This is a genomic window from Verrucosispora sp. CNZ293 (assembly GCF_002754655.1).
The window spans coordinates 2,298,395-2,310,090 of record NZ_PEFR01000001.1 but is presented as its reverse complement, the minus strand read 5'-3'; the positions used below and the strand labels follow the sequence as shown (position 1 = coordinate 2,310,090).

Annotated in this window: 7 protein-coding genes; 5 read left to right on the top strand and 2 right to left on the bottom strand. The window is 67.9% G+C overall.

Features of this window, described 5'->3' with window-relative positions; all coding sequences use genetic code 11:
- Nucleotides 1-120: 120 nt before the first annotated feature.
- Nucleotides 121-672: a hypothetical protein gene (locus CLT74_RS10595; RefSeq protein ID WP_099846390.1), complete on the top strand. Its 552-nt coding sequence runs from the start codon at nucleotides 121-123 to the stop codon at nucleotides 670-672.
- A gap of 302 nt (nucleotides 673-974) precedes the next feature.
- On the opposite strand, the gene CLT74_RS10590 is transcribed toward CLT74_RS10595, so the two are convergent.
- A complete protein-coding gene (locus CLT74_RS10590) occupies nucleotides 975-2,228 on the bottom strand; it encodes a cellulose-binding domain-containing protein (protein WP_099846389.1) in 1,254 nt (417 codons plus the stop codon).
- Between the two features lie 511 nt (nucleotides 2,229-2,739).
- On the opposite strand from CLT74_RS10590, the gene CLT74_RS10585 reads away from it, so the two are divergent.
- The gene (locus CLT74_RS10585; RefSeq protein WP_099846388.1) at nucleotides 2,740-3,795 is read left to right on the top strand and encodes a LacI family DNA-binding transcriptional regulator; all 1,056 of its coding nucleotides are present in this window, start codon (nucleotides 2,740-2,742) and stop codon (nucleotides 3,793-3,795) included.
- Between the two features lie 14 nt (nucleotides 3,796-3,809).
- Here CLT74_RS10585 and CLT74_RS10580 read toward each other — a convergent pair whose 3' ends face one another.
- Entirely contained in the window at nucleotides 3,810-4,832 is a 1,023-nt protein-coding gene (locus tag CLT74_RS10580; protein ID WP_099846387.1) for a LacI family DNA-binding transcriptional regulator, read from the bottom strand.
- A 219-nt stretch (nucleotides 4,833-5,051) separates the two neighbouring features.
- Between CLT74_RS10580 and CLT74_RS10575 the strand changes: the two genes are divergently transcribed.
- The 3 genes from CLT74_RS10575 (at nucleotide 5,052) to CLT74_RS10565 (ending at nucleotide 11,601) form a co-directional block, all read left to right on the top strand.
- Entirely contained in the window at nucleotides 5,052-6,494 is a 1,443-nt protein-coding gene (locus tag CLT74_RS10575) for a family 43 glycosylhydrolase (RefSeq protein WP_099846386.1), read from the top strand.
- Entirely contained in the window at nucleotides 6,491-9,775 is a 3,285-nt protein-coding gene (locus CLT74_RS10570; RefSeq protein ID WP_486582228.1) for a discoidin domain-containing protein, read from the top strand. The genes CLT74_RS10575 and CLT74_RS10570 overlap by 4 nt, the downstream gene beginning before the upstream one ends.
- A gap of 527 nt (nucleotides 9,776-10,302) precedes the next feature.
- Nucleotides 10,303-11,601, top strand: coding sequence for an ABC transporter substrate-binding protein (locus tag CLT74_RS10565; protein ID WP_099846385.1), 1,299 nt, complete (start codon nucleotides 10,303-10,305; stop codon nucleotides 11,599-11,601).
- Nucleotides 11,602-11,696: the final 95 nt, after the last annotated feature.

Sequence of the window (11,696 nt, the reverse complement as noted above, 5' to 3'; positions counted from 1 at the left end):
TTTCGAAGCTACCCACAGCGATCCACGTATCACCATCCTGTGGACGCGTATTGATTCGAACCGACAGACGTGATCCGATCCGACTGGGCCGAAAATAGGCCGGAGTGGAGGCTAACGGACGTGACGGTCCCCAGCTATGACGGAGCGCTCGCCGAGTTCAGCGCCCTCCGGACCGAGATCGACTCGCGATCCAAGTACCAGCAGCAGATCCTGTCGCTGCAGTTGACCCTCACGACTGCCCTCTTCGGACTCGGCCTAGCCAAACCGGTGCCGATTGGTGTCCTGCTGGTCATCCCGCTGACGTCCTTTCTGCTCTGTGGGCGCTACGTCGGACAGCGCTCTGCCATCCGCTGGGCGTCACGATACATATCCGAGCAGCTCAGCCCGCGAGTGCCGGATGGCCTCGGCTGGTCAGCGTGGGTCGCCCGGAACCGCCGACCCGACCGTCTGATCGACTGGTACGTGCCGATGCTCCTCTGCTTCCCCGGGGCGAGTCTGCTCGCGCTCGGATGGACGATGCGCCTCGTCTTCGTCCCGGACCATCGCTCCGGCTGGGCCACCCTCGGTCTGGTCATCGTTTGGCTGGCCGGGCTCTTCGCCGCGGCCGCATGCGGCTATCTCGTCAACCGCGTCTTCCGCGACCGATCACCAACGGCACCCTCGACCCAATGATGTGGCCGGCCAGTTACGCTTCCAACATTTCGGTACGCTGTGATCGGCTCGCTCGCCCGGCCGAATCGGCATCAGGTGCGGAGCCCTTCCGATCGCCACTCCGGGCGCCATGCATGCACATCGCCTATGAGTGCGCAGGGCGTCGGGTCGTGGAGGCGGCGGTCGTCTGTTGAGGCGGTAGCCGATGCCTGGTAAAGGTCCTCCTCGAGCGCGTCAACAGCGACGGTCCACGAGGTCACATCCTCGCTGAGGACTCCTGTGGCGCGCGGGGTGGGCCCGGCGGAGCGCCGGGCCCACGTGGTTCAGTAGCCGTAGCGGCTCTTCAGGTGACGCCACCAGTCGCGGAGCATCCAGGCGTCGAACTCGGTGATGGAGCTGGCGCTGCCGGCCTTCATGATGAATCCACCGACGCCGGTCGGGGTCCAGTCGTAGAAGTCGTCGAGACCGAAGGTATGGCCGATCTCGTGCAGCAGGATCGTCATGTTCTCGGCGTTGAGGTTGTTCATGTAGTATTCGCGGCCCATGCGTTGGCCCCAGTCACCACCGGCGCCGCCGCCGAAGCCGTCGGTCAACCAGAGTGACTGGTCGTAGTGTCGGGCGGCACCGCCCGGGCAGTTGGGGTACTGGCCGTTCTGGTTGAAGAAGCGGCCGCATTCGGGGGCGCACTGCGGGGCGTTCTCCCGGATGTTGTTGACGTAGACGTCGACTGAGTTGTCGGTCCACTGCAACTGGTTGCGGTCGCGCACCGCCCAGCCGACCACACGGATCGGTACCTCCCGGTACGGCCAGGCGTTGTGGCCGGCCATCACGTCCATCCACTTCTTGTACTGCCGGGCGAGGGTGGCGTGGATCTGGTCGCGCTGGGCGGTGGTGACGGTGGCGCTGGAGTCCCACCGGACGCAGAAGTTGAGGTATCCGCGGTTGGCCATGACCTGGTCCCAGCCGTAGTTGCGGAAGCCGTACGGGTTGCCGTTGTTGTAGGTCTGCTCGACGTGCTGCCACACCTGGTTGAGGGGGGTGACAAGGTGGGCGGGCGGGTTCCAGCCACTTGTCGGCGGTGGCGTGGTCGGACTCGGTGGCGGGGTCGTCGGCGCGGGCGTGGTCGGTGCGGGCGTGGTCGGCGCCGGAGTGCCGGGCGTGCCGGTGCAGGCCACACCGTTGAGAGCGAACGATGTCGGCGCAGGGTTGCTGCCACTCCACGAGGCGTTGAAGCCGAAGGAGGTGCCGGCCCCGGTGCCCAGGGCACCGTTGTAGCTGACGTTTGTGGCGGTGACCCGACCGTCGGCCTGGGTAACTGTAGCGTTCCATGCCTGGCTGATCCGCTGCCCGGCGGAGTACGTCCAGGTAAGCGTCCAGCCGTTGAGCGGATCGCCGAGGTTGGTGATGGTGAGGTCGGCACCGAACCCACCCGACCACTGGTTGGTGACCCGGTAGTCGACCCGGCAGCCCGGCGCGGCCGCCTGTGCGCCGGTCACCGCGAGCGACGCGCCGCCGACGGTGGCCAGCGTGGCGACCAACGCCACAGTGGTTCGGGTACCTGTTCTTGACGATCTCATTGAAGATCCTTCACGGTTGGGCCCAGAGGTCTGCGGCAGCGACCACCAAGGCGATATAGATTGGGATCCATACAAACTAAGCCGCCCTCGCGGTGGACAGTGCCCAGCCCCGAGAATTTCGCAACCTTCGCGGCATCTCGCGGCTCCCTCTTGCCGAAAGGGTTTTCGTGCGTGAGGGTGGCGGGCTGGCTGGATGAACGGTCTCAAGTAGCCGGTTGCGCTCTGCCTGCCCCTCACCACCGGTCGGTTAATCCCTGACGGGCCTGTAAATGCTCATCCGGTAGACATTGCCGAAACCCTTTTCGGCAGGCATCGTCGGAGGGAAGTACGACACCGCCCGTCGAAGCGGCGGACTGCCGCTTGCCGAGCGTGCGTTCGTGGATCTTCGCTGGCCGGCAGGAGAGGGGTGACTTTGAACGAAAAGCATGACCTGGCCGTGGCGGACGATGCGCGTCCGCCGTCCGTTCCGCCCCGCGCTGAGCGGCTGGCCGGCCGACCGGGTCGGTCGATCATGCGCGATGTGGCGGAGCTGGCCGGCGTTTCCGCGCAGACGGTCTCCCGCGTGGTCAACGGACATCCGCACGTCGCGGCCGACACCCGACAGCGGGTGACCGCCGCCATGCGGGCACTGGACTATCACATGAACCTGGCGGCCCGGACGTTGGCAACCCGCCGTTCCGGCACCCTGGGCATCTTGGGTTACGAGAGTCCGCTGTACGGGCCGACCTCCATGCTGTACGCGATCGAGAAAGCTGCCCGGGCTGCGGGCTACGTCGTCAGCGTCGCAAGCGTCAGGGAACCCGACCGACGGTCGGTGCTCGATGCAGTGGACTGGCTGCGTTGTCAGTCGGTCGAGGGAATCATCGCGATCGCGCCCAAGGCGGCCATGGCTGGCGCGTTGGGCGAGGTGTCGACCGAGGTGGCGTGCGTGACCGTCGGCGGAGGACGTAGCGAGGCGGTACCGAACGTGCGGATCGACAACGTCGCCGGGGCGCGAGTGGCCACCCGCCACCTGCTCGCTCTGGGGCACCGGATCGTCCACCACCTGTCCGGCCCAGACGACTGGCCGGAAGCGAGCGAACGGGTCGTCGGCTGGCGGGAGGCGCTCCAGGCGGCGGGCGCACCGGTGCCGTCACTGGTGCCCGGTGACTGGAGTGCCCGCGTGGGATTCGAACAGGGCGGCCGACTGGCGCGGGATCCTTCCGTCACGGCGATCTTCTGCGCCAGCGATCAGCTAGCCCTGGGCGTGCTGAGGGCGCTACACGAGGCCGGGCGGAGAGTCCCGGATGACGTCAGCGTGGTGGGCTTCGACAGCAGCCCCGACGCGGCGCACTTCCTGCCACCACTGACATCGGTGCGGCAGGACTTTGCCGAACTCGGCCGCCGCAGCGTGCGGCTGCTGCTGTCCCAGCTCGACCGGGCCGTCGACCGGCGCGCGTCCGGATGCGACCTGCTGGTGCCCGAGCTGATTGTCCGGCAGAGCACGGCAGCCGCGCCCGGCAGCGGCCGGGTGGATACCGGGCATTCGCGACGGCACACGGCGGCCGGGACGCTCGACCGCCGGTGACGCCACGAACGCTCTCATGGGCGTGAAGCGGGCCCGGTGGACTCGCGGACCACGAGGCGCCCAGTTTGCCGGATGACACCCGAGCGGGGGGTGCCGTCCAAGGCGGCGAAGAGGTGGTTGACCGCTGCGGCACCGAGCTGCTCCAGGTTGAGGTCCACGGTGGTCAGCGGCGGGCGACAGTCGGCGGCGAAGAACTCCCAGTTGTCGTAGCCCACGATCGCCACGTCGTCGGGGATGCGCCGGCCGAGACCGCGCAGGGCGTCGGCGACACCGGCGGCTACCTGGTCGTTGCCGCAGAAGATCGCGTCCACGTCCGGCCGGACGGCCAACAGCAGTCGAGCCGCATGCCGGCCCCAGCGTTGCGACCATTCGCCGAAGAGTGGGTCGCCGGCCAGGGCGAGCCCGGACCCGGCGAGCACCGTCTGCAGGCCGGCGAATCGGTCGCGTGCCGCACGGTAGGTGTCCGGTCCGGTGATGTGCCCGATCCTGCGTCGGCCCTGCCCCACCAGGTGCTCGACGGCGAGTCTCGCCCCGCCTTCGTCGTCGGCGACGATGGACAGGTCGCAGGGGTCGGTCGACTCGGCGTACGCGTAGACCACCGGCACCGGGATGTCCCGGGTCAGCGACTGGCGTACATCGTTGCTGTCACCAACCACGATGAACCCGTCGACCTGGCGGGCGAGCAGGGTGCGGATGTAGTGCTGCCGGCGGATCGCGTCGCCGCGCGCGTCGCAGAGCAGCACCGACATCTGCCCGTTGCCGAGGGCGTTCTCGGCCCCGAGCAGGATGGGTATGGCGAAACGGCCACCGAGTTCGTCGGTGAGCAGGCCGACCGTCCGGGTGCGCCCGGAGATCAGGCCGCGAGCCAGCACGTTGGGCTGGAAGGAGAGCTCGGCGGCGGCCCGCAGGACGCGTTCCCTGGTGGCCGGGGCGACCTCGGCCCGACTGTTCAGCGCCTTCGACGCGGTGGCCACGGAGACCCCGGCGCGGCTTGCCACGTCGCTCAATGTCACTGACTGGGATCGTCGTCGGCCCACCGAAAGCCTTTCGCAAACTTTTTAGGGCGGCCGGCGGCTGTGCTGCCGTGCCGGTACTGACCGGAAGCGTAGTGCCCAGACCGGTTGCAGGGGAAGGTGGCCGCGTCATCGAGAGGCCGCAACTTTTACACGGTCGACATCTTGTCGAAAGGGTTTTCGTAACGCACTCTGGCGGCTGGAAGCGACGAAAGTCAATCCCTTGCCGACAGGAGTTCCGCCATGCGACGACGAACCGTTGCCCGCGTCCTGGCCGCCGGGTGTGCTGCGGCACTGGCCGCGAGCCTGGCTCTCGCACCGCCCGCCTTTGCCGCCAATCCCATCATCACCAGCATCTACACCGCCGATCCCGCCCCCCTCGTGGTGGGCAACACGATGTACGTCTACGCCGGGCGCGACGAGGCGCCGGTGGGCACCAACAACTTCGTCATGCGCGAATGGCACGTGCTGTCCACTACCGACGCGGCGAACTGGACGCACCACGGTGCCCGGGCGAACATCGGCACGTTCGGCTGGGCGGGCGCGGACGCCTGGGCCAGCGAGGTCGAACACCGAAACGGCCGCTACTACTGGTACACCTCGGTCAACGGCAACGGCCCCGGCTGGATGAACATCGGCGTCGCCGTCGCCGACAGCCCGCTCGGCCCGTTCAGCGACGCCAAGGGTGGACCGCTGATCAGCGACAGCACCCCGAACTCCTCGCCGCTGAACATCGACCCCACCGTCTTCGTCGACGATGACGGCCAGGCGTACATGTACTGGGGCGGCTACTGGGGAGCCCGGGCGGTCCGGCTGGCCGACAACATGATCGACACGGTGGGTTCGGTGGTCACCCCGCAGGGGCTGACCAACTTCTGGGAGGCCCCGTTCATGTTCAAGCGCAACGGCCTCTACTACATGATCTACGCGGCCAACGACACCCAGGGCTGCGTCACCTCGTCGAGCTACGCCTGCCAGCGCTACGCCACCGCCACCAACCCGATGGGCCCGTGGACCCACCGGGGCGTCGTGCTCGGGCAGGTTTCCTCGACCACCAACCACGCCGGGGTCGCCCAGCTCAACGGCCAGTGGTACATGGTCTACCACAACGCCAACGCCCCCGGCGGCGGCAATTTCCGCCGTTCGGTAGCGGTGGACCGGATGTACTTCAACGCCGACGGCACCATCCAACCTGTCGTGCAGACGAGTACCGGACCGCCGCCGAACCCCGGCGGCGGACTCCAGCCGCCGGCCGGCACCAACCTGGCACCGGGGGCGACCGCGTACACCTCGCACGTCTCCGCCTGGGAGAGCCTGACCGCGATCAACAACGGCGGGGTGCCGAGCAGCTCCGCCGACCGCAGCAACCTGGCCTACGGCAACTGGCCGCAGCAGGGCACCCAGTGGATCGAGTACCGCTGGCCGACCGCGCAGAACATCAACCGCACCGCCACCTACTGGTTCGACGACGACCAGGGCATCGACCTACCCGCCTCCTGCCAGGTGCAGTACTGGAACGGCAGCGGGTACGTGCCGGTGCCCAACCAGTCGGCCTGCGGCGTGGCCGGCCACGCCTACAACGTCACCACGTTCGGCGCGGTCAGCACGACCCGGCTGCGACTGAGCATCACCTCCCGTAGCGGATACTCCACCGGAGTCCTGGAATGGATGGCGTTGCAGTCATGAGCGGAATCCAGCCTCTGCGCGCGGCCCTGGCCGCGCTCGTCACGACCACCGTGGTGGCAGGCAGCCTGGCCGTCACCACCGGCGGGCCGGCGCACGCGGCCCAGACCATCGGCTACCCCACCTTCTCCGGCCCGGCCGTGCCGGCCCCGCCGGTCGGCTACTCGACCGGCAACACCATGCAGGCCATCTACGACGCCGAGAGCACCGGCACCGACTTCTGGATGGACCGGCTGCTCGCCCGGCCCGGCAACGATCCGGCCGGTACCTGGCTGATGACGCGGGGCCGCGGCCTGTTCATGTACACCCACAACCCCTCGGTGATCGGTTTCGGTGGCAACACGGCCTACTGGGACAACATCAGCAGCCAGGGCGCCTACACCGTCACCGTCGGCTCGGGCACGCTCACCGAGCAGGTGGCACAGCGCTGGCAGGCACCCAGCCACTGGCGCAGCGTCCACACCGGTGGCTCGCTGCGCGTCGACGTCACCAAGTTCATCACCCACCAGAACGTCGCGGTGACAAACCTGACCGTGACCAACACCGGCTCGGCGAGCAGCACGGTGCAGTTGCGGGTCACCTCACCGTACGCCACCTCGGGCAGCGGCAGCGAGTTGACCGGCAGCCGGCAGGTGAAGAACAACCTCACCACCATCCGACCACGGCTGTCCGCCGACGGGTTCACCGTCAGCAGCGGCGGTCTGAACCGTTCGGTGACCCTCGGCGCCGGCCAGAGCGTCACCACCAAGGTGCAGTTGGGCGTCGTCACCGACGAGATCCCGGAGTCGCTGGCCGAGTACACCAGCTACCGCAATGCCACGCCGGCCAACGCCTTCGCCACCCATGTACGCGAGTACAACCGCTGGTGGGCGGAGAACCTGCCCTACATCGACGTGCCGGACCCGGCGATCAAGAAGAACATCTACTACCGCTGGTGGCTGATGCGCTTCAACCACCTCGACGTCGACATCCCCGGCCAGGACTTCCAGTTCCCGACCTCGATCGAGGGGGTCACCGGGTACAACAACGCGATCGTGTTGACCCAGCCGATGCACGTCGACGACCTCAAGTACCTGCGCAACCCGGTCTACTCGTACGGGCCGTGGCTGTCGGTCGGGCAGTCCTCGGCCAACGGCCGTTTCATGGACAACCCCGGCGATCCGGAGAACTGGTCCAACAGCTACACGCAGTACCTCTCTGAGGCGGCCTGGCGGGCGTACCAGTTGCACGGCGGGCAGCCGGCGATGCTGCACAACTTCGCCCGCTACGCCGAGACGGACGTCAAAGGTCAGCTCGCCACGTACGACACCAACAACAACGGGGTCATCGAGTACGACTGGGGTGCGATGACCGGCAACGACGCCGACGCGGTGTCGTTCCACTGGCGCTCCGGCAATCTCGACCGTGCCGAGGGCGCGTACCTCTACAGCAACGCGCTGGCCGCCGCGCAGGCGTACACGGTGCTGGGCAACACGGCCAAGGCCAACGAGATGCAGACCCTGGCCAACCGGGTCCGCGACGGCATCGTCAACGTGCTGTGGAACCCGAGCCGGCAGCTCGTGGAGCACCGGCACGTAGCCACGAACACCCACGTGCCCTGGAAGGAAATCAACAACTACTATCCGTACTCCGTCGGCCTGATGCCGAACACCGCCACCTACCGTGAGGCGCTGCGGCTCTTCGACGACCCGGCCGAGTACCCGATCTTCCCGTTCTACACGGCGAACCAGCGGGACAAGGCCGCGGCTGCCGCCGCCGGCAACCCCGGCAGCAATAACTTCTCCACAATCAACTCGACAGTGCAGTTCCGGCTCTACTCCTCCGTGCTGCGCAACTACCCCAACCAGTGGATGACCGCCGAGCACTACAAGAAGCTGCTCTACTGGAACGTCTGGGCCCAGTACGTCAACGGCAACACCCAGTGGCCGGACGCCAACGAGTTCTGGTCCAACTGGAACGGTTCGTCGATCACCTACCGTTCCTGGATCCACCACAACATCCTGGGCAGCAGCAACTGGACCGTGGTCGAGGACGTGGCCGGGCTGCGACCGCGAACCGACAGCACGATCGAGCTGTGGCCGATCGACATCGGATGGTCGCACTTCGCGGTCAACAACCTGCGCTACCGCAACGCGAACCTCAGCGTGGTCTGGGACGACCCGGCCGACGGGGTGACCCGCTATCCGGGTGTCCCGCAGGGCTACTCGATCTTCCTCAACGGCAGCCGGGTGGCCACCGTCGATCGGCTCACCCGCGTGCAGTACAACCCGGCCACCGGCGCGGTCACCCTGCCGGCCGGCGGCACGACCACGTTCAGCGCCACGTTCGCTGGTCTGCAACTGCCGCAGAACGTCAACCACACCTCCGCCCGGATGGTGGACATGTTCGCCAAGGCTGGCGTCGACCTGACCTCGACGACGCCGAACCTCGCCCAGGGCACGGCGACGTCGGCGTCGTACACGGCGTCCGGCACGTCCACCGGTGCGGCCGTGGACGGGTTCCCCACCAACGCACCGATCTGGGGAAGCTCCGGGTCGCCGAACGCCATCGACTGGTACGAGATCAACCTCGGTCAGGCCCGGACGGTCGACGACGCGTGGCTGCACTTCCGCGACGACCGCGCCGGTAACCGGTACCGGGCACCGGCGTCCTACAACGTGCAGTACTGGAACGGCAGTTCCTGGGTCAACGTCACGAACCAGGTGAAGACCCCGGCGTCGCCCCGGGCCAACCTCAACCGGGCCCGGTTCACCCCGGTCAGCACCGCGCGGATCCGGGTGCAGCTGACCCATGCCGCCGGCTTCCGCACCGGCCTGACCGAGGTCAAGCTCTACGGCCGGGGCGGTACCCCGCCGCCTGCGGGGAATCTGGCCGGCGCGGCGACGCCGTCGGCGTCGTACACCTCTCCCTGGGAGACGGTGGCGGCGATCAACGACGGCATCGAGCCTCCGGCGTCCAACGACACGGTCAATCCGCGTTGGGGCACCTGGCCGAACGTCGGGACGCAGTGGGCCGAGTTGACCTGGTCGACGGCGCAGACGTTGCGGGCGGCCGAGGTGTACTTCTTCGACGACAACGGTGGGGTGCGGTTGCCGGCGTCGTGGCGGTTGCAGTACTGGACGGGTACTGGTTACGCGGACGTTCCCGGGGTCAGCGGATATCCCCTTGGGCTCAACCAGTACAACCGGGTCAACTTTCCGGCGGTGAGCACGTCCAGGCTCCGGGTGGTGTTGCAGGCGGGCACCGCATCGGTGGGGCTGCTGGAGGTCAGGGCCACCGGCTGAACGACGGTATGTCCGGAGCGGATGGCGGCGGACGGGCCCTGCGGGTCCGCCCGCCGCCTGCCGTCGCGGCCCTGACCCTGGCGGCCGGTGGCTCCGCCGAGCGCGTCGTCGCCATCGGCCAGCCTCGCCGTGAGGTGGCCGGGCCGGTCCAGCTACCGAAAGGCTTTCGCAAGCTTTTCAGTTCGGCGGGCAGGTGCCCGGCCGCCCTCGATTTCGAGCAAGCGTACTGCGCAGGGCGGGTTCAGGGGAAGTTGGCGGCTCGCCGAGCAGTTCTCAGGTTTTACCCGTACGACATCTTGCCGAAAGCGTTTTCGTCCGACACGCTAGCGGCGGAACGTGACACCCACCACCCGGCGGTGGCTCGATGACCTGATCCACGGGGCCGCGCCGGATCCGGCGGAAGGCGGCGACGGGATGGCGACGTGGCTGGCATCGCACTACCGATGTGGTGCTGGGCCACGTCCGTCGGGAGTGGACGATCCCGCCACCCGACCGGCCGACAAACCGATAACCCGAGGAGAGAGATCATGAGGAGAACCCTGGGCAGGCGCACTGCCCTGCGCTCGCTGGCCGGCGTCCTCGTGGCGGCGCTGGTCGTCGGCGCGACCGCGTGCGGCAGCGACGAACCGAGTGGCCCGAGCGCCGCCGAGGCAGGGCCCGACGGCGTCGATGACGGCAGCGAACTCACCCTGTGGACCCGCGCTCCGCTGGAGAAACAGGCGAAGCTGCTTGTCGACGCCTACAACACGAGCCACCAGAACCAGGTGAAACTCACAGTCGTGCCGAACGACGACTACGTCGCGAAGGTCGGTGCGGCGGCCGGCTCCGGCGGCCTGCCCGACCTCTTCGCCGCGGACATCGTCTACGTGCCGAACTGGGTCAACCAGGGACTGTTCCAGGATCTCAGCACCAACATCGACGGCCTCAGCTTCAAGGACTCCATAAACAAGGGACACCTCTCCGCCGGCACCGTGGACGGCAAGGCGCACGTACTGCCCTTCGTGCTCGACCTGTCGATGCTGTTCTGGAACAAGCAGTTGTTCACCGACGCCGGGCTGGATCCGGAGAAGGCGCCGGCCAGCCTGGAGGAGTACGCGGCCGCGGCCAAGGCGGTCCAGGCGACGAAGAAGGAGGGCGTCTACGGCACGGCGGCCGGTCTGAACTGCGGCGGCTGTCTGGTGTTCACCTGGTTCCCCTCCGTCTGGGCCGGCGGCGGTCAGGTGCTCAGCGAGGACGGCACCGAGTCCAAGCTCGCCGACGACACCGCACAGCAGGTCTACCGCACCTGGCACGACCTGTGGCGCTCTGGCGCCGTCCTGCCCGCCTCGGCCAGCGAGACGGGACCGACCTGGACCGCCGCCTTCACCGAGGGCAAGGTCGGGCTGATGTTCTACCCGGCGACCCTGCTCTCCTCCACGCCGTTCGACGTGGGTGTCGCCGGCATCCCCGGGCCCAACGGCGGCGCTTCCACCTTCGTCGGCGGTGACGGCATCGGAATCTCCAAGGACTCGAAGAAGGCGGCGCAGGCCTGGAACTTCCTGAGCTGGATGATGTCCGAACAGGCCCAGGTCGAGGTACTGGCGAAGAACAAGGACGTGGTCTCCCGCGCCGATCTCGCGAACAACAAGTACGCCGCCGAAGATCCTCGGCTGGTCACCATCAACGAGGTTGCCGGCAAGGGTGACACGCCTGTGGCACTGAACTTCCAGCAGGCGTTCAACGCACCCAACAGCCCCTGGCTCACGCTCGTCCGCAACCAGGTGCTCAATGGCAGCGGCGACCTACAGAAGGACAACGGCGAGATCACCGCCGTGCTCAAGCAGTAACCACCCGCCGTCGGCGTGTGCCGACCCACGCACATCCAGGTCGGCACAGCCGACGGCGCGGACACGAAGCGGGCGGGTCAACGACCGTCCACGGC